Raw genomic sequence first — 26,874 nt, 5'->3', positions numbered from 1 at the left:
CTGACTCTTGACCAGAAAGAGGCCGGAGAGATGTTTGGTGGAGGGGTTAACGCATTTTCCCGATACGAAAATGGCAAAACCAAACCACCACTTTCACTGGTAAAACTGTTCAGACTGCTGGACAATCGTCCAGAGCTATTGTCTGAAATTCGTAGCTGAAATACTGACTTACTCAAACCCATCAACCGCCCAAAAAACGAAGCATTTCTCACAGTCTCTACCGCCTGCTCAGCAGGCAGATCAGTGATCATCTGTTTGAAAGTTTCAGCATCCCCGGTCTCCTCCATATATTGCAGCAAGCAGGCTCTTCACAAATATCAGGGAACTATTTCTTGCAAGAGTTATCAAGTATGATAACCTTTCTGTATGAAGTGGCGAGTTACGTTTTACAGCAAGAAGGTAGAGGAAGAGACCCTGAGCTTCCCCGAGGGAATCTTGGCTAACTTCATCCATCTAGCTGAAATGATTGAAGAATTTGGCCCTGCTTTGGGCAAGCCATATACAGCTCCAATGGGTGATGGTCTCTTCGAGATCAGAGCAAAAGGCAAAGAAGGCATAGGTCGTTCTCTGTTTTGTCAGGTCAAGGGGCAAGAGGTCATCATCCTCAACTCCTACATCAAGAAAACACAGAAAACGCCTAAAAAAGAGCTGGATCTTGCCAAAAAGCGGATGAAGGAGGTCAAAAAATGACAAGACCAACATTTTCTGATTTCAAGAAAAAAGCTCTTGAAAATCCAAAAGTGAGGGCAGAGTACGAAGAGCTTGAGCTTGCTTATGAATTACGTAAGCAGCTTATTGCCCTTCGTAAAGAAGCAGGCTTAACCCAGGAAGAACTGGCTGAAATTCTGCATACGCAAAAAAGTAATATTTCACGCTTGGAGAATGTAAATTCTAAAACATCTCCAAAGTTGTCAACTATCGAAGATTATGCAAAGGCGATTGGGTATAAAGTAAAAATCAGTTTTGTGCCACAAGCTGCAACATAACAATTCTTCCAGTTCTTTCCGAGGCTGCGCCCCTCAACCCGACGACGTCATTGGCGGTGAGGCTGAACCAGACATTATGTTACCAGCCGATCAGAATGTCCCTGAGTAGGCATTATGTTTCCAACCGATAAGGATGTCCCTGAGTAGGTATGTTAGGTGTCTCCGTGCAATCTCTCAATATCTGCTATGCTGACTGCTTTCACAATAAATGATAACGAAACGCGGTATGTCACTGGAGCATCGTGCAGGGAGACTTGAATCCTATTTTGAATCGCTGGATAACGCCGTACACCGGCTCATCTAGATTACCGGGGAAACACATAAGATTGTAATGGAAAACCAGCGGGAAAATGGCTTGCGCTTTGCACAGCATGACCGTGAACTCTCAGAAATTAAAACTGCCATTGGTGCTCTTACTGAAGCCACCCATGCAGGCTTTAAACGTAGCGACGAAAAAATAGAACAGTTAGAATTACTCATCCGTCAACGCCTCCCCAACAACTAACACGCCACCCAATGATAAAATCCGGTGGATTGCCTGTTGGCAACCACTGATTTAAAGGCTATGCCGCTGAATCGAGTCTTGTCAGTCTTCCATGTAACTGAACAAGGTTATTGAACTTCTGTCCCCAATACGATTTGGAATCATCCTTCACCCTGCCCGATTTCATGTAATAAAACGGGTTCCCTCTATCATGCTTATCTAAGAATTCCAGTAACACTCTGCGAGTGGTCGTTCTGCTGACGATCACTATGAAAATGGGCATGGCTACGTTCTCAGACTATAAGATAAGACGACGCTGAGGTTGGACGTTCGCTGTCGTTCGAGTCTGGATGTTGAGCTAAAGCCAGAGGGTGAGTGACAGGGTGGTGATTATCTTGAATACTTATCCTTACCACTAAAATGTACGCAATTTCCGTAATTCTGCTACGTTCCGCTATTGACTCTGCTCCAGTGAAGGTAAAGAATGTGTCCTCCCGGGGCTACCTAATCAGGTGAATTCGGGGGTTTATGCGACAATCCGGGGGACTTATCCATTCCCTGATCAGAGCATTCCTTGGAATGCTGGCAGATGAGCCTTGCCGGGCGTCATGTGCCAGATTCCTGACCCTACCCATACAGGAATGTTGAGGCCTTGAGTACAGCGTTTGTTGCTTTGTACGCTGTGAAAAAAGAGAGGCCGGAGTCCCTAACCGCTCAGGCAGCATGGGCTGTTCATGAGCATTAGCTCAACGGCGTCAAGCCGATTCATTTCTAATAATTAGTACTGCCGAGGGTAAGCAAACGTGGAGCTTTTATCCGGCGCGGACATGGTGGTCCGTTCGTTGGCTGATGAAGGGGTAGAGTATATATACGGGTATCCTGGTGGAGCCTTGTTGCACGTCTACGACGCGATCTTCAGACAAAAAGCCGTTACCCATATTCTGGTGCGCCATGAACAGGCAGCTACCCATATGGCTGACGGCTATGCTCGGGCTACAGGTAAGCCCGGAGTTGCGCTGGTGACATCAGGACCAGGCGCTACCAATACGATCACTGGTATTGCCACCGCCTATATGGATTCTATTCCCATGGTGGTGATTTCGGGTCAGGTACCGTCCGGCTTTATCGGGACTGACATGTTCCAGGAAGTGGATATGGTGGGTATCTCCCGACCTATCGTCAAGCACAGCTTCCTGGTGAAGAAAGCTGAAGATATTCCAGAGGTTATCCGCAAGGCTTTCCATCTTGCCCAGACCGGGCGGCCAGGTCCTGTGGTGGTTGATATTCCCAAGGACATTACCGACCTGACAAAGAAATACGAGTACAAGTACCCGGAAAAGGTCAAAATCCGTTCTTACAACCCGCCTGCCAAGGGTCATAACGGGCAGATTCGCAAAGCGGTTGAACTGCTGATGAAAGCTCGCAGACCGGTTATTTATGCCGGTGGTGGTGTGGTTTTGGGACAGGCATCAAAGTTACTGACAGAACTGGCCAGAAAGCTGGACGTGCCTGTCACCAATACTTTGAACGGTCTGGGGAGTTTCCCGGGGTCTGATCGTCAGTTTGTCGGAATGCTGGGAATGCATGGCAGCTATTGTGCCAACAAAACCATGCATCAATCCGACCTGATTCTGGCGGTGGGTGCCCGTTTTGATGACCGGGTGACCAATAATACTGAAAAGTTCTGTCCGGACGCCAAGATCATCCATATAGATATAGATCCGGCCAGCATTTCCAAAAATGTTGTGGCCGACATCCCCATCGTGGGACCGGTCGATGCTGTTCTGGAAAACATGCTCTCTCAGTTAGACGAGTATCAGGGTTCTCAGGACAATGCCGCTCGGGCAGAATGGTGGGCAAGCGTTGATTCCTGGAGAGAAAAAGGCCTGTTTACTTATGAGAAAGCTGACGACATTCTCAAGCCCCAGCAGGTGATTGAGTCTCTTTATCAAGTTACCAAAGGTGATGCCTTTGTGACCACCGACGTAGGTCAGCATCAGATGTTTGCTGCCCAGCACTATCGTTTTAACAAGCCGAATCGCTGGATCAGCTCCGGTGGTCTTGGCACCATGGGTTACGGCCTGCCAGCGGCCATGGGTATCAAATTGTCCTTCCCTGAGGAACAGGTGGCCTGTGTGACCGGTGAAGGCAGTATCCAGATGAATATTCAGGAACTGTCAACCTGCCTGCAATATGATTTGCACCTGAAGGTGATTAACATCAACAACCAGGCGCTGGGTATGGTACGACAGTGGCAGGATATGCAGTACGACAGCCGTTACTCACACTCCTACATGGAGTCTCTGCCTGACTTCGTTAAACTGGCAGAGTCTTATGGACATATAGGTATAAGGGTCACTCGCCCGGAGGAGCTGCTGCCTGCGATGGAAAAAGCCTTTTCTCTGGAAGATCGTCTGGTATTTATGGACATTCAGGTTGATCCCAATGAGCATGTCTATCCGATGCAAATCAAGGATGGCGGCATGTGTGACCTCTGGCTCAGCAAGACGGAGAGAACCTGATGAGACGGATTATCTCTGTACTGGTAGAAAACGAGCCGGGCGCCTTGTCACGTATTGTCGGGTTATTTTCCCAGCGTAATTACAACATTGAAACCCTGACCGTTGCGCCTACTGAAGATGAGACGTTGTCTCGTCTGACAGTGACCACTTCCGGTAATCCACAAGTGATTGAGCAGATCACCAAGCAGCTCAACAAGCTGATTGATGTCGTTAAGCTGGTGGATTTGACCGAAGGCCATCATGTTGAACGTGAACTGATGCTCATTAAGGTACGTGCAAGCGGCCCACTGAGAGCTGAAGTAAAACGCACTGCGGACATCTTCAGGGGGCAGATAGTCGATGTCACCAGCTCGGTTTATACCATTCAGCTGGCCGGTACCCAGGACAAACTGGATGGCTTTATTGCCGCTATCGGTCAGACTCAGGTGCTGGAAGTGGTTCGTAGTGGTACTACGGGTATCGCTCGCGGCGAGAAAGTTTTGTGTTTGTAACGCTTTTATTAACTCCTTTCTTACTGATACCTCTTCGGCTCTGACCGGAGAGGTGTTGTGTTCCACAGGGCTCCGGCGTTTGGGCAGACCATCCCGCATGGTCACGGCTGGACATCCTCGCCGATTATGATAAGGTCACAAGTTTGCTGCCCGGCTGTGGTATCTGGATTTGTGATCCTGCAGAGCTCTGGCATTTCTGCAGAGTTTCCCGCATGGCCGGGGCTGGCCATCCTCGCTGATTATGGTCTCGTCACAGGTTTGTTGCCCGGTGTGGTATCTCAATCTATGATCGCTCAGTGCTCTGGCATTTGTGAGGATAGCCCCGCATGGCCGCAGCTGGCCATCCTCGCAGATTAGGGTCTCGTCACAGGTTTGTTGCCAGCTGTGGCAGCTGCTTCTGTGAACTGACAGGGCTCTGGCATTTGGGCAGACCCTCCCGCATGGCCGCAGCTGGCCATCCTCGCCGATTACGGTCTCGTCACAGGTTTGTTGTCCGCTGTGGTGTCTGCTTCTGTGAATCGTCAGGGCTCTGGCATTTGGGCAGACAACCCCGCATGGCCGCCGCTGGCCATCCCGACCGATGACGGTCTCGCCACAGGTTTGTTGCCCGGTGTGGTGTCTGCTTCTGTGAATCGACAGGGCTCTGGCATTTGGGCAGACCCTCCCGCATGGCCGCCGCTGGCCATCCCGACCGATGACGGTCTCGCCACAGGTTTGTTGCCCGGTGTGGTGTCTGCTTCTGTGAATCGACAGGGCTCTGGCATTTGGGCAAACCCTCCCGCATGGCCGCCGCCGCTGGCCACCCTCGCTGATTACTATCTCCTCACAGATTTGTTCCCCGCTATGGTGACATCTGTATCTATGACTTGACAGGGCTCTGGGATTGTTAAAAGCCCTCCCGCATGGCCGCAGCTGACCATGTTCGCCGACTATGGTCACGTCACAGATCATTCGCCCGCGTCTCGTAGTGTTAACGAAAGAGCTCGTTTGTGAGGAACCGATGCCAGAGGGCTCGTTATGAGGAGCTCGTAAGTCCCGATGTGCCCCTGCGTTTGCTGTAAAATCCGGTGATTGTGCTAAAAAATACAGGCTTGCTCTGCAATATGGGCAGGTTTTCGCTGACAGTTGTGAAGGGCTCAAAAACACCTTTCGTAAACAGTCTGTGTCAATTTGCTGCGAACAACAGGGGGTAACAGTCACATTTTTAAACGTCATAAAGCATATAGGGCACTCACCTGCTCCAACCAGATCTTCTTTAACGGGTGGTGGTCGGAATCGACAAACGCCATGACAGTTATCTACGTAACAATTGAAACCGAAAGTATGCTGCTGTTGTTGTTCGGGGTTTTCGCTACCACCGCCAGAGTCAGAATGCGGGTAACTTGTGACAATGCCTTTAACTTGGGTGTTTGTCCCTGAGGTTTGCTGGGTGGATAAGTTGGATGACTGGCCTTGTTTTGGGTTATTTCTGGGACCAAACGTCATGGTGTTGATCGCAAACGGGTGATCCTGATTCGCCTCTGGTTGTCCCATGGGGTTAAACATCGGTGAATTGAGGTTCCAATAGCTGTTTAACAGCGAGCCAACAGCGATAAACGTTTCTAAAGTTAGCCGGGAATAAGTTTTGAAGTCTGGAGAGGTGTCATTGGTGGTCAGAGCCAGTTCATAAGCAACCAGCAGCGGAGTGGCACAAAGCAATTGCCACGAAATCGACTCAATAAGGGTTGTTGTTAATCCGTAACCATTAAGTCCATGTCGTTTGTCATCAGCCGGAAAATCCGGGTCGTTGAAACCGTTTGTACCCTCAATGTCCGGCGAGCTGCCCGACAATGTATTCAGGTCGGGCTTTATAGAAAAGATATGATCCGGAGAAACTGAACCACGATCCGGCACAAATTCGACAACAAAACGTCCTGTTAAGTTTTCGGCCTTGCAAATGACAGACAACGGGAACAACAACAAAAGAAACACCGTGTAGAGGGTTTTGTTCATCGTTAAATCCATACATTTTTATCCAGCTATGTGCAAAGTAGCCTAACAACAAGATAAGTATGCATTCCTGACCTCTTCCAATATGAAATGAGCGTGCATCTGGCCGATTGTTCAGGATTATGGGCTTAAGATAATCATGCACAAGGTTGATCAAAACCCTTCGGCAGGTCGAGGCATCAGTTCAGTAAGCTCTTAACATCGAAGCAGAGCACGACTCAAAAGAATCAGTAAACAGTCGGCTACAACCGCTCTCAAATCGGGATGGTCTGCTCATTTCCAGAAACTTGTTTTTGAGCAGCATTTCTAACGCTTATCCTTTTTAAAAGCAGCGGTTTTAAAGTTATCTATACTGGTCTGCAGAATAAATCAGGCATTGGACGTTTCGATGGTTAGAGACCGAATTGGACAGCATAGAATTTTAAAGATACTCATCGTTTTTTTTGTGCTTCTTGGGCACAGTCATTTACAGGCCGGCACAAAAACATTCAGATGCACCGTAGCAGGTCTGAGCATGGCGGTATTTACGTTTATGGTATTGTGGGATGCTTCTACTATGGAAGATGACCGGAAAGAGCGTCAAGCCCAGTACTTCTAGTGCTGGGAAGGATAGCTCGGAGTCCGATAGGACTCCTAATGCGGTCTATCCTGCTGTTCGATGTATTGCTTAAGAACTTCAATCGGCGCACCACCTACGGAACCCGCAAAGTAGCTCGGACTCCATAGAGCATTCTTCATATAGGCAGGCTTTATCAGCTCTGGATGGTATTGTTTCAGTCTTCGGCTTGAAACACCTTTCAGACTGTTTACCAGTTTTGATACTGCTACTTTTGGTGGATAGTTTACCAGAATGTGTACGTGATCTTGCTCGCCGTTAAATTCTTCCAGTTCTACTTCAAAATCAGAACATACGCTTCGGAATATTTTTTCAAGTGTTTTCAGATGTCTGTCTGTAAATACTTTGCCTCTGTACTTTGTGATAAAAATCATGTGTGCATGAAGCATAAAAACGCATCTTCTACCCTTTCTTAATTCCATTAGACCAACCTTGAAATAGCCATTATGGTCTATATAATAAATCATTATGGGTATTCAGACCAAAACACTGTCAGTCAGGGTGAAAGACAAACACGCAAAGGTACTGCGTGAAATGGCTTATGAGGTCAATCAAGTCTTTAATCTGGCTAACGAGCTAACCATGAAAGCCAATGGTCGTACGAGCGACTATGGGCCGGTTAAGCCTGTTTGGTTGTCTGCTTATGATGTCCAGAAGCCCGTTCTTGTTTTCAGGAAAGAGCAAAAGTACTTAATTCCGTCTCACACGGCTCAGGAAGTCTGTGCAAAGCACCATCAAGCTAGAAATCAATTTAAGAAAGCAAAGCTACGTTGGCGCATCAGCTCTGGAAGCAAGCGCTCTCTTGGTTGGATACCTTTCAAAAAAGGCTCTGCAAAGTGGTCTAACGGACAGGTAAGGTTTGCCAGAAAAAGCTTTAACGTCTGGGATAGTTACGGTCTTTCAAAGTATCAATTTCTTGCAGGCAGTTTTTCAGAAGATAGTCGTGGGCGCTGGTACTTCAATGTGGCGGTGCAAACCGAATCAAAACCTGTTACCGAAGGCAAAACCGCTATAGGAATTGATCTTGGGCTGAAAGATGTAGCTACTTGCAGTAACGGCGATCAGCTTGAATCAAAGCAGTTTTATCGTGAGCTGGAAGAAAGACTCGGTAAGGCTCAAAGAGCCAACAAGAAGCAAAGAGTTAAGGCTATTCATGCGAAAATTAAAAATCGCAGAAAAGACCAGATTCATAAATTTACGACACGGCTGGTAAACAACCACGCCGCTATATTCGTAGGCGATGTAAGCAGTACCAGACTAGCAAAAACGAAAATGGCTAAGTCTGTTCTGGATGCTGGTTGGGGAATACTGAAAGATCAACTGAAGTACAAAGCGATAGCGCAGTCAGTTGTGTTCGAGGTCGTCAACGAATCCTACTCCACCCAAACGTGTTCGAGCTGTGGCACTATTCCGTCCAGCAGTCCGAAAGGTAGAACAGGTTTGCGAATAAGAGAATGGACTTGTTCAGAGTGCGGAGCTGAACACCTGCGTGATTTAAATGCAGCAAAGAACATTCTTGCGGCTGGGCATAGCCGTCTCGCTGGAGGAATCCCACTGCTTTAGCTGTGGGAGGATGTCAATTTATCTCTTTTGTTACCAGAAGGCGGGCAGCTATGGGCTATCCAGTCCAGTCTATGTTTCAGGGCGTGGAGAATTATCGACCTAACCGATGGATTATTGCCAGTAAACTGATCGGTGAAACAGAGGGACCAAGGTTTGTTAAGCTGTCTGATGTAGAATTCTGGTGGAGTCTCTTTCCTTTTCAAGTGGACCCGAAAGTGACGAACCTGTTCAACCATCTTGAAAAGGATTACCAAAGATGGAAGAGCCTCACTCAGGCCAAATCAGAAGATTTACCTTCTGATTTTCTGCACTACTCGTCCCTGGTCGCCAGCAACTGTGAAGCCATTCAGATTAATAGTAATACTGCTGACAATAACCTTAAGGCATTCCATGGAGGCGATTACCTGAATAGCCGCATGCTCTGTCAGAACTGGCTGGGTGACTTTATTAAATGGCATGCCTATTTTGCCAGTCGCTACAACAAGTCAATCCCGGTGGTTCTGGTGCCTGACTGGCGTGAAGGAAAGGAAGCCATCCCCGACGAATCGACGCTGAGCAGGCTGGTCGGAGGCCATTTCCATGGCAGTGTCGCTTACTTGTTTAATGCCTATTATGACTTTCGCAAGTTGAGTTCACTCTATGGCAATTCTGATCAGGAGTTAGTTGTGGTAACAGATCGACCCAGTTATCAACTGAACAGGGTCAGTCGTTGGCCATCGTGGTTTTATAGCATCTTCCTGCCAGAGCCTTTCTGGTTAGAACATACACCTTGTGATCCAATGGCTGGCGGATGTCGTTTCAAAAATTTTTCCGGGAGTGAGGAGAAAGTGACTCCCTACCTGCTGAGTCATCCCGACACGGGAAAGCAGATTCTTATATTTCATCATGGTGAGACCCTCGTCGCCTGGTCTCTGGGTACATCCTGGTCATCGAAAAATAAAGTGGTTTCAAGGCGGGCAAAAAACAATCAATTTGAGCTGAATCTGATCGAAGCTTTTGAATTCGGTGCAACGAAGTAAATGTTCGTCTATAACAGCGCCAAATTCGGGATTTTTTGCTGATTCCCAGGGAATGTTTTGCTCTTAATCATGTGGGCAGCATTTCTAACTCTTATTCTTTTTAAAAGCAGCTGCTCTAAAGTTATCTATACTGTTCGGCATTATAAATGACGCATTGGACACATTGATGGTTAGATACCGAATTGGACGGCAAAGCATTTTAAAGATACTCATTGTTTCTTTTGCGCTTTCCGGGCACACTCATTTACAGGCCAAGATGAGAACAGCATGCAGCGACACTATTGTAGCTCTGGGCATGATGGCAGGCTTGTTAGGATTGGGAATAGGGCTATCGTGCTATCTTTCTGAGGAAGAGGAATTCGTTTTTTATGCCAGTAAAAGACGGGCATTTGCGAGACGGCCTGCACACCCTTTATATGTAGGCGTGCTGAATTATCAAACTGACCGTTGGATTGTTGCCAGCAAAGTGGTCGGTTTTCCAGAAGAACCAAAATTCTTTAGGCTGTCTGCCATAGAACACTGGTGGAGTCACTTTGACGCAGATCAGAGACTGAAAAGCCTGTTCAGTCATCTCGAAAAGGATTACCAGAGATGGAAGCGTCTCTCTACGATAGAACGAGAAAATGTGCCTTCTTCTTTTCTGCGCTACTCGTCCCTGATCGCGAGCAACTGTGAAGCCATTAATACAGCCGGCAGAACCATTAGGGCGTTCCATGGATCTGAAGACGATTATCTGAATAGCCGCGTGCGCTGTCAGAACTGGCTGGACCTCTTTATTCAATGGCATCCCTATTTTGCCAGTGACTTCAATAAGTCAATTCCGGTAGTTCTGGTGCCTGATTGGCAAGGAGGAGAGAGGGTTCTGTACGACTCGACGCCGAGTACAGTGATCGGCGGCCATTTGCAGAGCACGGTAGCTTATCTGTTTAATGCCAATTATAACTTTCGCCGCAGGTTGGAGTCACTTTATACCGGCTCTGATCAGGAGTTGATTGTGATTACGGATCGACCCGGTTATCAGCTGAGCAGGATCAGCTGGGGGGGCTGGAGCCAGTACAATGCCTTCCTGCCAGATCATCGCAAGATGTCCTGGACAGAACATGTCCCCTGTGATCCGGTGACAGGGGGCTGTCGCTTTAAAAATTTCTCCGGGTGTGCGGAACAAGTGACTCCCTACCTGCTGAGCCACCCCGAGACAGGAAGGCAGATTCTTATATTTCATCATGGTGAGACCGTTGTTGCCTGGTATCTCGGTGTACCCTGGTTATCCAAAAATAAAGTGGTTTCCAGGCGAGCAAAAAACAATCGATTTGAGCTGAATCTTACCAAGGCTTTTGATCTCGAAACAACAAGTAAATAGTCGTCTATAAAAGCTCCAAAGTCGTGTTGTTCTGCCGACTCCCGGAAACTGTTTTTCGATCAGAGTTTTTGCCCTTATTCTATTAACAAAAGGTGTTCTTTAATTATCTATACTGGGTGGTGTTATAAATTACGTGTTGGACGTATCGATGGTTAGACATCTGATTGGACAGCAGAATACTTTAAAGACAATTGTCGTTTTTTTAGTGCTCTCCGGGAACACTCACTTACAGGCCGGGATGAGAGCACACAGAGACACTCTTGTAGGGTTGGCGGTTCTGGCAGGGGTGACGATAGGGATATCGTACTATGTTTTCACGGAAGATGAATTCATTTTTTATGTCAGTAAAAAACAAGCAACTTCGGGCTACCCTGCCCACCCTTTATTTATAGGTGTGGTAAATTATCAAACTAACCGTTGGATTGTCGCCAGCAAACTGATCGGTAATACAGAAGAACCACATTTCGTTAAGCTGTCTGAAGTAGAATACTGGTGGAGTGGCATTAAGGCAGTGAAGGAGCAGAGACTGAAGAGCCTGTTCAGTCATCTCAGAAAAGATTACCAGAGATGGAAGAGTCTCACTCAAGCCAAACCAGGAGGTTTGCCTTTTGGTTTTCTGCACTACTCTTCCCTGATCGCCAGCAACTGTGAAGCCATTAATACTGGTAGCAGAACCCTCAAGGCATTCCATAAATCTGCAGACGATTATCTTGATAGCCGCGCAGTCTGTCAGAACTGGCTGGATCGCTTTATTAACTGGCATTCCTATTTTGCCAGTTACTACAATAATTCAATACCAGTGGTTCTGGTGCCTGACTGGCAAGAAAGAAAGGGTATCAAGGATGAATCGACGCCGAGTACAGTGATCGGTGGTCATCTACACAGCAGTGTCGCTTATCTATTTAATGCCAATTATGACTTTCGCAGGTTGAGTTCACTTTATGGCGGCTCCGATCAGGAGTTAGTTGTGATAACGGATCGACCCGGTTATCAACTGAAGAGGATCATTTGGAGGCCGCCGCGAGCGTACGACCTCTTTATACCAGACCATCAGAAGCTTATCTGGTCAGAACATGCACCTTGCGACTCAGTGAAAGGCGGTTGTCGCTTCAAAAATTTTTCCTGGAGTGCGGGGCAGGTGACTCCTTACCTGCTGAGTCACTCTGGCACAGGAAGGCAGATTCTTATATTTCATCATGGGGAGACCCTTTTAGCCTGGTGTCTGGGCAAGTCCTGGTTTGCCGAAAATAAGGTGGTTATGAAGGAAGCAAAAAACAATCGATTTGAGCTGAACCTCCTCGAAGCTTTTGGCCTGGACTCGGGCTTGGCAACGCACTGAACGAGCTGTTCTGGTCAGGGGAGTCGTCTATAGCAGCTCCCAGAAAGCCTGAATTAATGGGCTTTTGAGTTTTTTGTCCAGCACACATAATCCCACATCATAAGCTGCCAGCCAGGGAGTGATGTTCAGAATGTTAACCTTGTCGGACAGTGGGCTGTTATCCAGAACAATCTGGGGTACTACGCCGACTCCAAACCCCAAACTGACCATACTGACAATGGCTTCATTGCCAGCTACCTGAGCGTATATTTTTGGCTTGATGCCCTTGGTTGAAAACCAGTGATCCACCCGCTGTCGTCCAATACCTTTTTCTGACAGGATCATGGGCGTTCTACTCCACTCTTCAACCGACTCAGGGGTAGAAATTTCTCCTGAAGCAGGGCCTATGAAGACCAGTGGCGAGAGTCCGATACTATGAAACTGAATCTCTGAGGATAAATTATCCGGGCGGGCAGAAATGGCTATATCCTCTTTACCAGAGGTGATCAGCTCAATGGCTGAGTCAGGATCGCCAGTATGAAGTTTGATTTCAATGCTCGGATAGCGTTGGCGAAAGCGCTTGAGAATATCATAAAGAAAACTGTAGCTGGCGGTCACGGAGCAATAAACACTGATCTCACCTTTGAGCTCTTTGGATTCGGCAATCAACTCGTTACGAATCGCTGACCACTGAATCAGGGTTTCCCGGGCATATTTCTCAAATTTAATGCCTTCTGCAGTCAGGCTGACACTGCGGTTGTCCCGTTCAAACAGGTATACCCCCAACTTATTTTCCAGATGCTGTATGCTGCGGCTCAGGGTCGATGGGCTGATATGACAAGCTGCGCTGGCACGGCCGAAATGAAGTGTTTCAGCCAGACTCAGGAAATGCTTCAGTGGTTTCAAATCCATAATGACTGTTTCTCATCTTCGCTCAGGGCTGTTTCTTATTATGAAATATTATATTGCAAATATATCATTTTACGAAATTACTTGCCTGCTTTAACCTCCAGGTCAACGTTTTAAGCTCGGACAGCAATAAATAGTCCGGGGCGTTTTACTCAGGAGTCCGTCATGAAAGTTTATTACGATAAAGACTGTGATCTTTCCATCATCCGTGGCCAGAAAGTATCCATCATTGGCTACGGCTCACAGGGCCATGCTCATGCCAATAACCTGAAGGACTCCGGGGTAGATGTTACTATTGGTCTGCGTAAGAACTCCGCTTCCGTTGCCAAAGCCCAAGCGGTTGGCCTGAACGTATTGGACGTAGCTTCTGCAGTAGCTCAGGCTGACGTTGTCATGATCCTTACTCCGGATGAATTCCAGTCCCGGTTATACAAGAGCGAAATTGAGCCTAACCTGAAGCAGGGTGCAACGCTGGCATTTGCTCACGGTTTTGCTATTCACTACAACCAGATTGTTCCTCGTGCTGATCTGGATGTCATTATGATTGCCCCTAAAGCTCCGGGTCACACTGTTCGTTCCGAATTTGTTAAAGGCGGCGGTATCCCTGATCTGGTTGCCATCTATCAGGATGCTACCGGGAAGGCGAAAGATCTCGCCTTGTCGTACGCCTGTGGCGTCGGTGGTGGTCGTACCGGTATCATCGAAACGACGTTTAAAGATGAAACTGAAACCGATCTGTTTGGCGAGCAGGCGGTATTGTGTGGCGGTGCCGTAGAGCTGGTTAAGGCCGGTTTTGAAACCCTGACCGAAGCAGGTTATGCCCCTGAAATGGCTTACTTCGAATGTCTGCATGAACTGAAGCTAATCGTAGACTTGATGTACGAAGGTGGAATTGCCAACATGAACTACTCCATCTCCAACAATGCGGAGTATGGTGAGTATGTAACCGGCCCAAGAGTCATCAACGATGAATCTCGTCAAGCCATGCGTGATGCTCTGAAGGACATCCAGAACGGTGAGTATGCCAAGAAGTTTATCACCGAAGGTGCGATGAACTATCCGTCCATGACGGCCTACCGTCGTAACAACGCTGCTCACCCGATTGAAAAGACCGGTGCCAAGCTGCGTGAAATGATGCCCTGGATCACCGAGAATCAGCTGGTTGACAAAGATAAGAACTGATTTTTACTAAAAATCGTTTAAAAAAGGCGCCTTGTGCGCCTTTTTTGGTTTGAATATCGCAAGATTTTTCTGACAGATGACGCTGTCCATAAAGTGGTCTATCTTGCGACTACGGAAGCTTCCGGAGAACGGACAATGCTTGTCAGACACAGGAAGCCAGCCCCGAATCTATTTATGATCGAACTATTTATGATCGAAGTTGAAGATCGGCAAATGGATTATGTTTAACTAAGGCAGGGATACAGTTAAATCTATAGTCTCTTTATTTACAGAGCGTATTTCATAATAGTTGCGTTATTTTTGATTTAAGAGACAGTAGGCAGATTTTCCGGAGCAGTACTTTGAGAAAAAAAATCGCCCATTTGAAGACCCAGCCCCACATTCTGGCAGTATTGGGGCTGGTATTAGCAACTCTCTGTTGGGGGGGTAACCTTGTTGCAGGCCGAATGAGTGTGGGAGATATTCCTCCCATCGCGCTGTCATTCTGGAGATGGGCCCTGACTTTTCTGATTCTGTTTTCATTTACCGGAAAAAAGCTGGTTCGGCAGAGAAAGCTGATTTTTCAGAGTCGTTATCAATTATTGATCCTGGGTTTCTTCAGCATTACCTGCTTTAACACACTGCTCTATATCGCTGCTCAATCGACACAGGCGGTGAATCTGGGCCTGATACAAATAGTTTTGCCTGTTATTACCATGATCCTGGCTATTCCACTGTTAAATGTTTTTCCTAAAAAAAGACAGTTGTTTGGTATGGGGATGGCCCTTCCCGGGCTGCTGACGATTTTCAGTAAGGGCGAGTGGTCATCGCTGGCCAGCCTTGATTTTGGCAGGGGAGACATGATCATGTTTTTTGCTACCTGCTGTTGGGGCTCTTATACGGTGTTGCTCAAGCGTTTTGAACTGCCCGTATCCGGGGCTCAGCTGTTGACTACTCTGGTTGGGATTGGGGTATTGATCCTCTTGCCCTTTTATCTCTGGGAGCTATCGTCGAAAGGTGGCTTTATCGTCAGTCCGAAAGCACTTTTTCTCATCAGTTACGCTGCTTTGTTTGCTTCACTGGTCGCTTATATGTCATGGAATTTCGGCGTGTCTATTCTGGGGGCAAACACTGCGGCCATGTTTAACTTCCTAATCCCTGTTTTTTCAGCCATGTTCGCTATTCCCATTCTTGGAGAGACACTTTACCAGTACCACTTGATAGGAGCTGGATTGATCTTTACAGGATTATGGATAACCAATCGGAAATATTCTTCAACAGACAGTCCGGGTTAGACACTTGAAGAATCTTTCCTCACCCAAAGTGAAGAAAGATTACTTCGATCATTTATGACTGTTGCTGGGTTGCAACGAACTTGCGTGACTCATCGATGGAGCGTTGCATATCTCTTATCAGAAGGTCAATATCCAGCTTGATGTCACCTAATTCACCCCTGAGCGCAGAAATAGCCCGTGCATTGAGATTATGTTTCAGATATAGAACCTGATCCCGAAAGGCATTAAGAACCGGCTTGCCACACAGAAGAACGGCTATCGGAGGCAGAAGTATCGCCAGAAAATAACGCATAGTGTCTCCCTGATTTTGTTTCAATTGCTCATGGCTGGTTTATACATCAGAAGTAGCCTGTTTCTGTGCGAGCAAATCGAGCAGTTTCAGTACTTCTTTCTGAAGGTTCCCGGAGGCCAGTGCAAGATTGGAAGCAAATTCTTCTGCAGTGCCATGCTCGCTATCCATCAAGTCTGTCACTGATTTTACTGCAACCAGAGGCGTTTGGTAATGGGAGGCTACCCAGGCAATGGCGGCGGCTTCCATCTCTTTGTTGACCACGGACTCCTGACGCAGAATGGCTTCATCGGTCGGACTCATATCGAGAGAGTTGCCGGTGCAAACAATAGAGGTGGGTAAACCCAGTTTCCGTGCCAGGTCAACCGCGACTTGGCACTGAAAATTACCGTCTCCATAAGCTTCGTAATGCTCACCCATGGGGATACGACGGTCAAAGAAACGGATGCGCTCTCCAATATAAACGTCGCCAATTTTGCAGCCCTTATCTGAAAAAGCACCGCAGGTTCCGGCATTGATGACCAGATCCGGAGACAACAGGCGAAGTGCTTCATACGCTGCCAGAGTTGCCGGTTGGGTACCGACATTTTCCACACCGTGAACAGAGTCGGAACCGTTGGTAACCAGATTGATGCTCAGATTCTTGTATTCACCAGCAAAGTTTTTACAAGGTAGTAATGGGTTTATGTCGTTTGTTTCAGTCAGACCCAGTTTCTCAATGAGTGGCGCTGCTTCCTGTTTCATAGCCACAATCATTGTAATTCTTTTCATAGCGATCAATTCGGTTGATATTGGAATTTTATAGTTTCCTGTTATAAGCAGTTAATTCCAATAAGTAAAACCTTATATTTTTATCTGCCCTCCTCCTCATGCCATTTCGGCATTAATCCTTCGCTTTAGGCATTTCACAAGCTTAGTGGGAATCGTAATGATAGAACCATAGTTTCTAATTTTGTTGCTTATCTTTCGGTCACGAATTCAACGGAGTGTGTTGTGTTAGGAGTACTGGGTGGAATGGGGCCGTTGGCTACCGTTGACTTTATGCAAAAAATCATTGCTTTGACAGAAGCCAGCAAGGATCAGGAGCATCTGCCCATGCTGGTGCATAACGTTCCTCAGATTCCTGATCGCAGTGCCTGCATTCTAGAAGGTTCCGAGGACCCTTTTCCGGCTTTGTTGAGAGGGTTGAGAAGCCTTGAGCGGGGCGGTGCCCAGTGTGCTGTGATTCCCTGTAATACTGCGCATTTCTGGTTTGATAAGCTGCAAAAACAGGCCCGGATTCCAATGATCAGTATCCTGGATTGTGTACAACAACATATCCGAAGGAACAATCTGGGCAAAATAGGTATTATGGCAACCAGCGCTACGGTCTCAGCCGTCATGTACCAGCAGCAAATAGAGAACGATGGTCGTGAATGTCTGATACCTGATCAGGAGGTGCAAACACTGATGATGGATGCCATCTATGATATCAAGGCAGGGGGGCTGGAACGGGGCAGTCAACGTATGAAAATGGTTTTTGATGATCTGGTTCGCCAGGGCGCTGAAGCGGTTATTCTGGGCTGTACAGAAATCCCTATCGGTCTTGCTGGCGTTGCGAGCACAAATCCTGAACAGTGCATTGATGCAACAGCGCTGTTGGCCAGGGCTTGTGTTTACTGGCACAGCCAGCAAGAAGAGAAAGTAGCTGCTTGAGAAGCGGGGGCAAGTTGAACTGAAGTCTGGGAGTAGCGCCTGAATGAATCTGGAAACCAAGTGGCTGGAAGATTTTCTGGCATTGGCCGAGCTGAGAAATTTTTCCCGTGCTGCTGAGTTTCGAAACATCACGCAGCCTGCTTTTGGCCGAAGAATACGTTCTCTGGAACAGGCAGTCGGTTTTGAATTGGTAGACAGAGGAACAATACCCATCAAACTGACTCCAGAGGGACGGCTTTTCAGAATAACGGCCAGGAACCTGCTTCGTCAAATGGAAGAGGGTCTGGGGCAGTTACAAGGAGTTGTCTCTGGACAGGCCATTGATTTTGCAGCAGCTCACTCCCTGTCGGTGACTTTGTTACCGGAATTGATTCAGCGGATGAGTGGAGATGAGCAACTGCTGCAAACCCGTGTAGAAAGTATTGATGTTGATCTGGCGGTAGAGGCTCTGCAGGAGGGTAATTGTGACTTTCTCCTGGCATTCAATGTTGAAGCCTTGATGCAGCCACCCTTTGAATATCTGAAGCTGGGGATGACACGCCTATTGCCTGTTTGTTCGTCTGATGATCGGGGAGAACCGTTGTTTTCTGATGCTGATCCGGACATTGTGCCTCTTCTCAGGTACAGCCCCAATGCTTTTATGGGGCGCAAGGTTAATAGTCTGTTGAGTACATCTGACGTTCCCGTACTCTTTCAAACGGTCATGGAATCGTCTCTGACCAATCTACTCAAGGAAATGGCTCTTAAGGGCAAAGGGGTTGCCTGGTTACCGGATTATTCCGTACAGGATGAACTGGAGTCAGGGCAGCTGGTTCCCTATTCTGAAAGACCTGACTGGACGGGTGCCATAGAAATTCTGCTCTACCGAAACTCCGTCCGACTGCATGCCAGGGCTGAAAGGTTATGGGCAGAATTGAGCCAGCGTTGCGAATCAGGTTGGCAGTTGATGGGAACCTTCCAATGACTGATCTGCCCAACAAATTGAGGGCAGGAAATTCGTCCGATCACTCACAAATTTTTACCGATGGTGTGATAGGTTTGCTGCCAGATTTTGAATTTTTTGGGACGCTTGGTCATAGCTTTAAGTGAAGCAATGCGTTTTGATGCGTGGTCAGGGTTTTTCAGCCAGCCCAAGATCAATAAATTCGCTTCTTTCATCCTGTTGAATTTAACCAGTGCCCAGATCAGGGCGTGTTTGGTGTGGAAATCAGCAGGATAGGTTTCAACCAGAACTTTTAAATAAACAATAGCTTCACCGTATTTGCCTGCCTGTTCCAGCCTGCTAACGATTTTTCTCCAGTATGATCTTATATCCCAGCCATTTTGATGATCACAGAGAAGCTGCCTCCTGATCATTTCTTTTGGCATGGAATGAGTGGAGGTTTGGGTAACCGTTCTCGGAGGTCTTTTCTGTGCCGGTCTTTTCTGCCCCGGCCTGACAGGAGCAGTGCTCGAGGCCCGGCGGAGAGGCTCATCGACAAATGGGTAGAGGTTTCTCAAGGCAGCAGGTACAAAAACAGGAGCCTCGGGATTTAAGGGGATAACTCTCCACGTGTTGTCTTGACTTGATTGGGTGCGTTTCAGTAACCGACCTCTTATAAAACGAATGTCAGTTAAGTGATCAACTTTAAAAGCCGCTTCTTCATTTTGGGAAAAAAACTCTGATTCACAGGATTCATCGGTTAACTGGAATTGGAGACGCTTATCGAATACGACACAGTTTGAGGTATTAATCAATGAAACATTACTGTGCTCTTTTAGTTCGTCAAACAACTCCTGAGCATTCCGGGAAGTGACGTGAACATGAGTTTTGAACTGCCTGACTTGATAGCCCCCTGCGGTTAACTCAACAATAAAGAGGGTTACAAAACCGTCTTCATCGATAGTAACCAGTATTGGCAAAGTGACAGGAGGTAGAAGCTGTCTGATGGGCATTTCATCAGTATTTTGGCGGGCTTTTGCTTCGGTCTTTGTCAGATCCAGTCGTTGGGGTGTCAGAGCAGAGGGTAGATGGGGTTCCTGCGGGAAAGAGGGCAAACCGTTGTCCGAGGCGATAAACAGAAAGGAAAGCGGATTGTGCAGGAATGATAAAATCGATAAGGCAGACAGCACAGCGGACCAGCTTTGCTGCTCAGTACCCATGACCGTTGAGCTGAAAGTGACGTCTGGTGAGTGGGCGATGTCGATCAGCTTGCCAAGGTTGAAGTCTGATTCTATTAGATATACGTCGCTGGTTTTACAGGCACCTTCGACAACAGCGCTGATGAGTTGCTTATTCTTTTTTGGCTTGAGAGGGTGAGTCAATACAAACTGTTTTTGGGCTTGCCAGATGCCTATCCAGTTTGTCGGTACGGTCAGGGGAGCAGCAGCTATTACTTTGATCGAATGAAGGCTACAACAAGTCATTATACCGGTGAACAGAGGGACCATGACAGGTCGTAAAAACACCTTTTCACTGTTCGCTTTCGATCGCATGGAATTGCCCGAATACGCTGTAAGTAAGGCAGCTCGTGAAATGCCTTTCGCTACCTGTTGAAGAATTCAATTACTATAGATGCGGGCAGAGGAAATGCCAGATTGGCTGGATGATTCAATAAGGTACTGCTGTAATGATGGGCGATCCTATGACTTGCTATGGTTATCCAGTATTCAGGCCTTTCATGGTAGAGTGTGTTTTTCACCATTATGTCAATGAGCAGACGTTGAAATGACCGATAAGCCGGAACGATCCGAAAATGAACAAGATGCTGTGGACGGCCTGTTTCCCGTCGATGAGCACTTTGAAGAAGTGGTCGAAGGTGGGGAGACAGTTCGCCACAAGGGCATCTATGTACTGCCCAACCTGTTTACAACAGGCAACCTGTTCTGTGGCTTTTACGCCATAATCAGTGCTCAGGCAGGTTTTTTTACCCAAGCCTGTATTTCAGTCTTTGTCGCCATGATTTTGGATGGGCTGGATGGTCGTGTTGCCCGGATGACTAATACCCAGAGCAAGTTTGGTGCGGAGTACGACAGTCTGGCAGATATGGTGACCTTTGGTGTAGCGCCTGCGATGGTGGCCTACAGTTGGGCTCTCAATGATCTGGGGAAAGTAGGCTGGATGGTAGCTTTCATTTATGCGGCCTGTGCTGCATTGCGACTGGCTCGTTTTAATACTCAGCTGGAAGTGACGGATAGCCGCTACTTCACTGGTTTGGCCAGCCCTGCTGCCGCAGCACTGGTCATAGGCATGGTATGGGCGCTGAGTGATTTTGGTATCGATGGCAACATGTTGGGTATTGCACTGCTGGGGGCTCTGATTACAGGTCTGGCCGGAGTATTGATGGTCAGTAACTTTCAGTACAACAGTTTCAAGAAATTGGACCTGAAAGGTCGGGTGCCTTTCATTTTCATGATTGCCATGGTTTTGGCTTTTGCCGTTGTCTTTACTGATCCACCCAGAGTGCTGACGTTGATTTTCCTGTGTTATGCCTGTTCGGGACCGATTATGTTCCTGATAGGAAAAACCAGAAAGCAACCTGCTTCCGAATAACCCGAGAGAAAAGCTGACATTGTCAATATGTTCTCTGTCTTTCCCGCCATTGAGTATCCATATTGACTTGGGCAGAAGACGGAGGCAGGGTGTCTGCCCCTCGAATGAGGTCGGCAGCCCTCTCTGCCACCATGATCGTGGGAGCATTCAGATTTCCATTGGGTATGATTGGGAATAAAGACGAATCCACTACCCTCAACCCTTCCAGTCCTCTGACTCTCGTCTGTGGGTCGACTACGGCCATGTCATCCATTCCCATCTTGCAGGAGCAGGACGGATGATAGGCACTTTCTACAGATTCCCGGACAAAGCTATTGATCTCTTCATCAGTTTGAACGCTTTCTCCCGGTTGTATTTCTGAGCCACGATATTCATCGAACGCTGGTTGATTGATGATTTCCCGAGTCAGACGAACACACTGTCTGAAGCCTTCCCGGTCTTCTTCGTGGGACAGATAATTGAACTGTATACCGGGATGATCATCTGGATTGGCTGACACCGCTCTCACCCAGCCACGGCTTTTGGGTTTGTTGTGGCCGATATGAACCTGAAAACCATGACCATCAACAGCGCTTCTGCCGTCGTAGCGCATGGCTGCCGGCAGGAAGTGGTACTGCATATCAGGCCACTCGACGCCGGCTTTTGAACGGATAAAACCACAAGATTCAAAATGATTGGTCGCACCCAGCCCGTCTTTCATGAAAAACCAGCGAGCGGCAATAAACAATTTATTGAGCGGGTCCAGTTTGCCGTTAAGAGTAATCGGCTTTTTGCAACGGAACTGGAAGTAGAACTCCAGATGGTCCTGCAAATTTTCACCTACACCGGGCAATTCATGCTGAACAGCTATACCTGCGTCTTCTAATACCTTTCGAGGGCCGATTCCTGATAATTGAAGAATATGAGGTGAGCCAATAGAGCCTGCAGAAAGAATGACTTCTTTACTGACCAGTACTTTTTTTATGAGTCCTTTGTGTTTATATTCGACACCCGTTGCCTTTTTGCCTTCCAGCAGAACCCGCTGGACCTGAGCATGGGTCACCACCGTCAAATGGCTTCGCTTCATGGCCGGTCGAAGATAAGCATTGGCAGTGGACCAGCGTATACCGTTCTTAACGGTCATATGCATGGGGCCAAAACCTTCCTGTCGAGCACCGTTGTAGTCAGTGGTCTCCATGTAGCCTGCTTCTAGCCCAGCCTTTATAAAGGTTGAATAGAGAGGGTTTTTCATTTCATTGCCATTATTAACCGCTAATGGACCACTATCTCCCCGATAGTCATCGCCACCGAAAGCCCAGGTTTCTGCTTTACGAAAATACGGCAGGCAGTGACGATAATCCCAGTCAGTAGCTCCGTGCTGATGCCATTCATCAAAATCTTTGGCGTGGCCCCGAACGTAGACCATGCCATTGATGGAAGAAGAGCCCCCCAGCACCTTACCCCGGGGGCAGTGCATACGACGGTTGTCCAAAAAAGGCTCGGGTCGGCTTGTAAACTGCCAGGCATACTTTTCGGTATTCATGGGAATGGACAGTGCCGTTGGCATTTGAATAACAATGCTCTTGTCACTCCCGCCGGTTTCAATCAGCAGAACCTGATTATTGACATCTTCCGTCAGACGATTGGCCAGAACGCACCCGGCAGAACCGGCCCCGACAATGACATAATCATACTTTGTCATGGTCGTGCTCCTTGAATGCAGAGTTAGAAAGGACTCTCCAGAGGCTTCATACCCATATACACTGCTTTGACCTGAGTGTAATGCTTCAGCGTTTCAACACCATTTTCACGACCCGTGCCGGACTGCTTATAACCACCTACTGGCATTTCAGCCGGCGAGGCTCCGTAGTAATTGATCCAGCAGATGCCGGCCTGAAGCTGGTGAATAACACGGTGAGCGCGGGTGATGTCCTGAGTAAAGACTCCAGCTGCGAGGCCCAGTTCGGTGTCGTTGGCACGGGCAATGACTTCTGCTTCATCTTCAAAGGTGAATACCGCCATAACGGGGCCGAAGATTTCCTCGCGGGCAATGGTCATGTCATCGCGGCAATCTGAAAAAATGGTGGGTTCAATAAAGAGGCCATCGGGTGCTGTAGAGGGGGTGGCTGGTTTTCCTCCGGTCAACAGGGTGGCACCTTCCATAACGCCCTGATGGATGTAGTCAAGAACCCGTTGATGATGTTTCTCTGATATTAACGCACCCATGTTGGTACATGGGTTCATGGGGTCGCCCAGCACAATATTATTTTCAGTGCGTTGCTGCAGCTTTTCTATAAAAGCCGGATAGATAGCCTTGTGGACATAAACCCGTGTGCCGTTTGTACAGACTTCGCCCTGGGTGTAGAAGTTACCGAGCATTGCTCCGGAGACGGCATTATCAAGATTGGCATCTTCAAAGATGATCAGGGGGGACTTGCCGCCCAGCTCCATGGTGACCTCTTTTAATGAAGAGGCTGCACCGATCATGACTTTTTTGCCGGTGCTGACCTCTCCGGTGAAAGATATCTTGGCAATATCAGGATGATGGGTCAGCCAGGCACCGACTTCACCGTCACCCTGGATGACATTGAAGACGCCAGCGGGCACGCCTGCCTCGATAAAGATCTCGGCCAGCTTCAAGGCACCCAGAGGCGTTTCTTCAGACGGTTTGAAAATCATACTGTTGCCGCAGGCCATCGCCGGGGCAGCCTTCCAGCAGGCAATCTGAAGGGGGTAGTTCCAGGCGCCTATTCCGGCACAGATGCCAAGAGCTTCGCGGCGGGTGTAATAAAAGTCATCGCCCAGGCACTGCTGGTTGCCTTCAATGGAAGGAGCCAATCCAGCAAAAAACTCAATAGAGTCGGCGCCCGTAACCACATCAACCACGGAGGCCTCTTGCCAGGGTTTACCTGTATCGAGAACTTCAATTCGGGCCAGTTCATCGTTACGTTCGCGCAAGAGGCTGACAGCTCGGTTGAGGATGCGACTGCGCTCCATACCATTCATTCTTGACCAGCTTTCAAAGCCTTTTTGAGCACTGGCAACAGCAGACTGGCGAATGGCGTCATCGGCTTTCTCTACGGTATAAATGATTTGACGAGTAGCGGGATTGATCACCGGAAACGTTTCTTTCGTCTCATTGGCCAGGTATTGGCCATCGACAAAGTTCTGATAGCAAGGTAATGACACAGGTAACTCCCTCGGGTATCAGTTGCAAAGCTGAGGACGTTCTCAGGCATCGATAGTTGGAACACCGAATTAATTCTATGTGAAAACGACAAAAAAGCCGCTAATAAATGATCAAGTCAGCGGGTTGATGGAATATTTACTGGCGAGATGACGTCCATGATTTTGAAATGTGAATCTGCGCCATTAAAACGAGCGTAAAAGGTAAATAAGAGAATTGTGCGGGAGAGTATCGATGCTGATTAAGACCAGAAAGTCTGGAGACGTCCGCAGCAGTGAAATAACATCAGAAAGCGTTTACGAGGATCGTCGCCGTTTTTTGAAAATGGGTGGACAGTTTGCCTGTGTCGGCATGGGGCTGGTTGTGGCAGGTTGCGGTGATGCTGCAGATACCCGGTCAACCAGGAAGCCGGCGGGTTCAGGCTATGATGACGTTCCACAGCTTTCTGCCCCTGATTGGCTGAAAGAGAAAGTAGCCAGCTATCAATCCAGTCGCTTCACAACCGATGAAACGTTAACCCCCTACGCCAGTGTGGCTGGTTACAATAACTTTTATGAGTTTGGCTACTCAAAAGACGACCCTGCCAAATACGCTAAAAATATGAAAACAGATCCCTGGTCGTTAGTGGTTGAGGGGGAGATTGAAAAACCCGGTAAATACACTTTGGAAGATATACTCAAGCCCCACGATGTTGAGGAAAGAATCTACCGTCTTCGCTGTGTAGAAGCCTGGTCGATGGTTATTCCCTGGGTGGGTGTGTCATTGGCCGACATGTTCAAGCGTTTTCAACCCAATTCCAGGGCCAGGTTCGTTCAGTTCGAAACACTCCATGATCCTGAACAGATGCCGGGTCAACGCTCCCGTCTCAGTGCCATTAAATACCCGTATGTCGAAGGGCTTAGAATAGATGAAGCCATGAACCCTCTGACTTTTATGGCTATTGGCCTATACGGCAAGACACTGCCGCCGCAAAATGGTGCCCCTCTGAGACTGGTTGTTCCCTGGAAGTATGGCTTTAAGAGTATCAAGTCCATTGTCAAAATCCGTTTTACTGAAACCATGCCACAAACCACTTGGGTTAAATCAGGTCCCAGCGAGTATGGTTTTTATGCCAATGTGAATCCTGAAGTCGATCATCCGCGCTGGAGCCAGAAGCAAGAGCGCAGATTGCCTAACTCCATCTGGGAGCCAAACCAGATTGAAACGCAAAAGTTCAATGGCTATGGCGAAGAAGTGGCTCATCTCTACAAGGGGATGGATCTCAGGAAATTCTATTAAGGGTGGTGTGATGGACTGGGTTGCACAGTTAAAATGGCTTGTTTTTCCAATGTGTCTGGTGCCATTGGTCTGGCTGATCAATGCTGTTATCACTCATCAACTGGGACCCGACCCGGCGAATACCCTGACCCGGGATTTGGGCGAGTGGGCTTTAATCTTTCTTTGCATCAGTCTGGCAGTTACCCCGGCAAGAAAAATGACAGGGATTAACAAACTGATCCGGTTCCGGAGAATGATCGGGCTCTTCGCACTCTTTTATGCAGTACTGCATGTAATGGCTTATCTTGCATTCTTGCTGGGCTGGCAGTGGCAAACACTGTTGGAAGATCTCTATCAGCGTCCTTATATCATGGCGGGTGCTTTTGCGATCCTGATACTTTCTGTACTGGGAGCCACATCAACCAAGGCCATGATGCGCCGGTTAGGGAAAAAGTGGGTGAAGTTGCATAAGCTGGTCTATCTGGCTGCAGGTCTGGCGGTTTTGCATTTTGTCTGGCTGTCAAAAAGTGACTATACCGAAGCGGTAATATTTGGTTCTGTGCTGGCTGGTTTGATGTTGTTCAGGCTGCCTACCAAGTGGCGACGGGCTCGATGAGCCCTTTTTTAGCGTTTTCATGAGAGGTTTGTGGCATGAAGTCTTTTTTTAATCTCATATTATTAATTTTTTGAGTTGTTCTTGTTATTAATCTACATCTATAGCTCAATAATTGATTGATTTGAGATAAAAAGTGAGTAGGTACATTCCACCTCCGCCAAGAAAGGACTTTCAGCAGACGGTTGATGAGATATACGAAAGTCAGCCTGAAAAGATGAAAGATTACCCAAACTGAGCGAAAAGCCCCGTACTTTGAGGACGGTGATGGATAGCTCGGCTTGCGCAGAGCAAGCCCATAAATTATCATTCTTTCCGTCTCTTGCAGACCTACCTCCGGGCTGGAGGAATGTTAAGCCTGCGGAGTTCGTGTGAGACTTGGGGAACATGGGGCTGGGCGCCCCGATGCAAGACTTTTGTCATTCTTGTACGTAAAATCCGAGCATTGTCGTATTGCTCATTCTCCGTATAATGCACCTCCACTGATCGGGGCATCGCTCTTAAGGATACGTTCTTGACGAGCACGCAGCGATCCATTGCGACACCGTTCAAAACGGTGATTGACAATCGGATCGAACAGCGTAGAATGCACCGCCGCTGAGACGGAAA

25 protein-coding genes are annotated in these 26,874 nt (G+C 47.8%); 17 read left to right on the top strand and 8 right to left on the bottom strand.

The genetic code is table 11. The features are described 5' to 3' along the window. From KBW69_RS23985 to ilvN, 6 genes are all read left to right on the top strand, one after another. Nucleotides 1-159: a type II TA system antitoxin MqsA family protein gene (locus KBW69_RS23985; protein ID WP_373690728.1), complete on the top strand. Its 159-nt coding sequence runs from the start codon at nucleotides 1-3 to the stop codon at nucleotides 157-159. 207 nt (nucleotides 160-366) lie between these two features. After that, on the top strand, nucleotides 367-690 hold the full coding sequence (locus KBW69_RS21720; protein WP_257282248.1) for a type II toxin-antitoxin system RelE/ParE family toxin: 324 nt from the start codon (nucleotides 367-369) through the stop codon (nucleotides 688-690). Then, complete coding sequence (locus KBW69_RS21715; protein ID WP_257275026.1) at nucleotides 687-986, top strand: helix-turn-helix domain-containing protein; 300 nt, start codon at nucleotides 687-689, stop codon at nucleotides 984-986. Before KBW69_RS21720 ends, KBW69_RS21715 begins: the two co-directional genes overlap by 4 nt. Nucleotides 987-1,317: 331 nt before the next feature. After that, nucleotides 1,318-1,491: a hypothetical protein gene (locus tag KBW69_RS21710; protein WP_257282247.1), complete on the top strand. Its 174-nt coding sequence runs from the start codon at nucleotides 1,318-1,320 to the stop codon at nucleotides 1,489-1,491. 782 nt (nucleotides 1,492-2,273) lie between these two features. Further along, the gene (locus tag KBW69_RS21705; RefSeq protein WP_257275024.1) at nucleotides 2,274-3,992 is read left to right on the top strand and encodes an acetolactate synthase 3 large subunit; all 1,719 of its coding nucleotides are present in this window, start codon (nucleotides 2,274-2,276) and stop codon (nucleotides 3,990-3,992) included. Next, nucleotides 3,992-4,483: an acetolactate synthase small subunit gene (gene ilvN, locus KBW69_RS21700; protein ID WP_257282246.1), complete on the top strand. Its 492-nt coding sequence runs from the start codon at nucleotides 3,992-3,994 to the stop codon at nucleotides 4,481-4,483. Before KBW69_RS21705 ends, ilvN begins: the two co-directional genes overlap by 1 nt. 135 nt (nucleotides 4,484-4,618) lie before the next feature. Here ilvN and KBW69_RS21695 read toward each other — a convergent pair whose 3' ends face one another. After that, nucleotides 4,619-6,487, bottom strand: a complete 1,869-nt coding sequence (locus tag KBW69_RS21695) for a hypothetical protein (RefSeq protein ID WP_257282245.1) — start codon at nucleotides 6,485-6,487, stop codon at nucleotides 4,619-4,621. Nucleotides 6,488-7,105: 618 nt separating this feature from the next. Continuing rightward, on the bottom strand, nucleotides 7,106-7,510 hold the full coding sequence (tnpA, locus tag KBW69_RS21690) for an IS200/IS605 family transposase (RefSeq protein WP_257274758.1): 405 nt from the start codon (nucleotides 7,508-7,510) through the stop codon (nucleotides 7,106-7,108). 46 nt (nucleotides 7,511-7,556) lie between these two features. Here tnpA and KBW69_RS21685 point away from each other — a divergent pair, with 46 nt between their 5' ends. The 4 genes from KBW69_RS21685 (at nucleotide 7,557) to KBW69_RS21670 (ending at nucleotide 12,369) form a co-directional block, all read left to right on the top strand. Continuing rightward, nucleotides 7,557-8,651, top strand: a complete 1,095-nt coding sequence (locus KBW69_RS21685) for a transposase (RefSeq protein WP_257274757.1) — start codon at nucleotides 7,557-7,559, stop codon at nucleotides 8,649-8,651. Nucleotides 8,652-8,701: 50 nt separating this feature from the next. Further along, on the top strand, nucleotides 8,702-9,670 hold the full coding sequence (locus KBW69_RS21680; protein ID WP_257282244.1) for a hypothetical protein: 969 nt from the start codon (nucleotides 8,702-8,704) through the stop codon (nucleotides 9,668-9,670). 256 nt (nucleotides 9,671-9,926) lie between these two features. After that, the gene (locus KBW69_RS21675) at nucleotides 9,927-11,030 is read left to right on the top strand and encodes a hypothetical protein (RefSeq protein WP_257274755.1); all 1,104 of its coding nucleotides are present in this window, start codon (nucleotides 9,927-9,929) and stop codon (nucleotides 11,028-11,030) included. A gap of 238 nt (nucleotides 11,031-11,268) precedes the next feature. After that, a complete protein-coding gene (locus KBW69_RS21670; RefSeq protein ID WP_257274754.1) occupies nucleotides 11,269-12,369 on the top strand; it encodes a hypothetical protein in 1,101 nt (366 codons plus the stop codon). A gap of 27 nt (nucleotides 12,370-12,396) precedes the next feature. Here KBW69_RS21670 and ilvY read toward each other — a convergent pair whose 3' ends face one another. Next, the gene (gene ilvY, locus KBW69_RS21665) at nucleotides 12,397-13,260 is read right to left on the bottom strand and encodes an HTH-type transcriptional activator IlvY (RefSeq protein WP_257282243.1); all 864 of its coding nucleotides are present in this window, start codon (nucleotides 13,258-13,260) and stop codon (nucleotides 12,397-12,399) included. A 162-nt stretch (nucleotides 13,261-13,422) separates the two neighbouring features. On the opposite strand from ilvY, the gene ilvC reads away from it, so the two are divergent. Both ilvC and KBW69_RS21655 read left to right on the top strand, forming a co-directional pair. Then, complete coding sequence (gene ilvC, locus KBW69_RS21660; protein WP_257282242.1) at nucleotides 13,423-14,439, top strand: ketol-acid reductoisomerase; 1,017 nt, start codon at nucleotides 13,423-13,425, stop codon at nucleotides 14,437-14,439. A 341-nt stretch (nucleotides 14,440-14,780) separates the two neighbouring features. Then, nucleotides 14,781-15,713, top strand: coding sequence for a DMT family transporter (locus KBW69_RS21655; RefSeq protein ID WP_257254932.1), 933 nt, complete (start codon nucleotides 14,781-14,783; stop codon nucleotides 15,711-15,713). Between the two features lie 52 nt (nucleotides 15,714-15,765). Here the strand turns inward: KBW69_RS21655 and KBW69_RS21650 are convergent, their stop codons facing one another. Together KBW69_RS21650 and KBW69_RS21645 are read right to left on the bottom strand one after the other, a co-directional pair. Beyond that, nucleotides 15,766-16,005 carry a DUF2959 domain-containing protein gene (locus KBW69_RS21650; RefSeq protein ID WP_257282241.1) on the bottom strand — a complete coding sequence of 80 codons (240 nt, stop codon included), beginning with the start codon at nucleotides 16,003-16,005 and terminating at the stop codon, nucleotides 15,766-15,768. 39 nt (nucleotides 16,006-16,044) lie between these two features. Further along, a complete protein-coding gene (locus KBW69_RS21645) occupies nucleotides 16,045-16,773 on the bottom strand; it encodes a hypothetical protein (RefSeq protein WP_257274657.1) in 729 nt (242 codons plus the stop codon). Between the two features lie 222 nt (nucleotides 16,774-16,995). On the opposite strand from KBW69_RS21645, the gene KBW69_RS21640 reads away from it, so the two are divergent. Further along, nucleotides 16,996-17,697, top strand: a complete 702-nt coding sequence (locus KBW69_RS21640; protein WP_257253296.1) for an amino acid racemase — start codon at nucleotides 16,996-16,998, stop codon at nucleotides 17,695-17,697. A 43-nt stretch (nucleotides 17,698-17,740) separates the two neighbouring features. Next, complete coding sequence (locus KBW69_RS21635; protein WP_257253298.1) at nucleotides 17,741-18,661, top strand: LysR substrate-binding domain-containing protein; 921 nt, start codon at nucleotides 17,741-17,743, stop codon at nucleotides 18,659-18,661. Nucleotides 18,662-18,705: 44 nt separating this feature from the next. Here the strand turns inward: KBW69_RS21635 and KBW69_RS21630 are convergent, their stop codons facing one another. After that, a complete protein-coding gene (locus KBW69_RS21630) occupies nucleotides 18,706-20,172 on the bottom strand; it encodes a tetratricopeptide repeat protein (protein WP_257253299.1) in 1,467 nt (488 codons plus the stop codon). Nucleotides 20,173-20,404: 232 nt separating this feature from the next. On the opposite strand from KBW69_RS21630, the gene pssA reads away from it, so the two are divergent. Continuing rightward, on the top strand, nucleotides 20,405-21,229 hold the full coding sequence (gene pssA, locus KBW69_RS21625; protein ID WP_257253300.1) for a CDP-diacylglycerol--serine O-phosphatidyltransferase: 825 nt from the start codon (nucleotides 20,405-20,407) through the stop codon (nucleotides 21,227-21,229). A gap of 22 nt (nucleotides 21,230-21,251) precedes the next feature. Here the strand turns inward: pssA and betA are convergent, their stop codons facing one another. Together betA and betB are read right to left on the bottom strand one after the other, a co-directional pair. Next, nucleotides 21,252-22,910 carry a choline dehydrogenase gene (gene betA, locus KBW69_RS21620; RefSeq protein ID WP_257253301.1) on the bottom strand — a complete coding sequence of 553 codons (1,659 nt, stop codon included), beginning with the start codon at nucleotides 22,908-22,910 and terminating at the stop codon, nucleotides 21,252-21,254. Nucleotides 22,911-22,933: 23 nt separating this feature from the next. Beyond that, nucleotides 22,934-24,397, bottom strand: a complete 1,464-nt coding sequence (gene betB / locus KBW69_RS21615; protein ID WP_257274653.1) for a betaine-aldehyde dehydrogenase — start codon at nucleotides 24,395-24,397, stop codon at nucleotides 22,934-22,936. Between the two features lie 232 nt (nucleotides 24,398-24,629). On the opposite strand from betB, the gene msrP reads away from it, so the two are divergent. Then, nucleotides 24,630-25,673, top strand: coding sequence for a protein-methionine-sulfoxide reductase catalytic subunit MsrP (gene msrP / locus KBW69_RS21610; RefSeq protein ID WP_257282240.1), 1,044 nt, complete (start codon nucleotides 24,630-24,632; stop codon nucleotides 25,671-25,673). A 10-nt stretch (nucleotides 25,674-25,683) separates the two neighbouring features. Continuing rightward, a complete protein-coding gene (locus KBW69_RS21605; protein WP_257255161.1) occupies nucleotides 25,684-26,268 on the top strand; it encodes a sulfite oxidase heme-binding subunit YedZ in 585 nt (194 codons plus the stop codon). Nucleotides 26,269-26,874 lie beyond the last annotated feature (606 nt).

This window comes from Endozoicomonas sp. ISHI1 (assembly GCF_024606225.1).
Classification (GTDB): domain Bacteria; phylum Pseudomonadota; class Gammaproteobacteria; order Pseudomonadales; family Endozoicomonadaceae; genus Endozoicomonas_A.
Note: the sequence above shows the minus strand (reverse complement) of the source record. Positions and strands in the feature narration are given on the sequence as shown.

Bases quoted from the DNA above. Each gene is read 5' to 3' on its own strand.
- KBW69_RS21720 (WP_257282248.1), top strand. From the start codon at position 367: ATGAAGTGGCGAGTTACGTTTTACAGCAAGAAGGTAGAGGAAGAGACC.
- KBW69_RS21715 (WP_257275026.1), top strand. From the start codon at position 687: ATGACAAGACCAACATTTTCTGATTTCAAGAAAAAAGCTCTTGAAAAT.
- KBW69_RS21710 (WP_257282247.1), top strand. From the start codon at position 1,318: ATGGAAAACCAGCGGGAAAATGGCTTGCGCTTTGCACAGCATGACCGT.
- ilvN (WP_257282246.1), top strand. From the start codon at position 3,992: ATGAGACGGATTATCTCTGTACTGGTAGAAAACGAGCCGGGCGCCTTG.
- KBW69_RS21695 (WP_257282245.1), bottom strand. From the start codon at position 6,487: ATGGATTTAACGATGAACAAAACCCTCTACACGGTGTTTCTTTTGTTG.
- tnpA (WP_257274758.1), bottom strand. From the start codon at position 7,510: ATGGAATTAAGAAAGGGTAGAAGATGCGTTTTTATGCTTCATGCACAC.
- KBW69_RS21685 (WP_257274757.1), top strand. From the start codon at position 7,557: ATGGGTATTCAGACCAAAACACTGTCAGTCAGGGTGAAAGACAAACAC.
- KBW69_RS21680 (WP_257282244.1), top strand. From the start codon at position 8,702: ATGGGCTATCCAGTCCAGTCTATGTTTCAGGGCGTGGAGAATTATCGA.
- KBW69_RS21675 (WP_257274755.1), top strand. From the start codon at position 9,927: ATGAGAACAGCATGCAGCGACACTATTGTAGCTCTGGGCATGATGGCA.
- KBW69_RS21670 (WP_257274754.1), top strand. From the start codon at position 11,269: ATGAGAGCACACAGAGACACTCTTGTAGGGTTGGCGGTTCTGGCAGGG.
- ilvY (WP_257282243.1), bottom strand. From the start codon at position 13,260: ATGGATTTGAAACCACTGAAGCATTTCCTGAGTCTGGCTGAAACACTT.
- ilvC (WP_257282242.1), top strand. From the start codon at position 13,423: ATGAAAGTTTATTACGATAAAGACTGTGATCTTTCCATCATCCGTGGC.
- KBW69_RS21650 (WP_257282241.1), bottom strand. From the start codon at position 16,005: ATGCGTTATTTTCTGGCGATACTTCTGCCTCCGATAGCCGTTCTTCTG.
- KBW69_RS21645 (WP_257274657.1), bottom strand. From the start codon at position 16,773: ATGAAAAGAATTACAATGATTGTGGCTATGAAACAGGAAGCAGCGCCA.
- KBW69_RS21635 (WP_257253298.1), top strand. From the start codon at position 17,741: ATGAATCTGGAAACCAAGTGGCTGGAAGATTTTCTGGCATTGGCCGAG.
- KBW69_RS21630 (WP_257253299.1), bottom strand. From the start codon at position 20,172: ATGCGATCGAAAGCGAACAGTGAAAAGGTGTTTTTACGACCTGTCATG.
- pssA (WP_257253300.1), top strand. From the start codon at position 20,405: ATGACCGATAAGCCGGAACGATCCGAAAATGAACAAGATGCTGTGGAC.
- betA (WP_257253301.1), bottom strand. From the start codon at position 22,910: ATGACAAAGTATGATTATGTCATTGTCGGGGCCGGTTCTGCCGGGTGC.
- msrP (WP_257282240.1), top strand. From the start codon at position 24,630: ATGCTGATTAAGACCAGAAAGTCTGGAGACGTCCGCAGCAGTGAAATA.
- KBW69_RS21605 (WP_257255161.1), top strand. From the start codon at position 25,684: ATGGACTGGGTTGCACAGTTAAAATGGCTTGTTTTTCCAATGTGTCTG.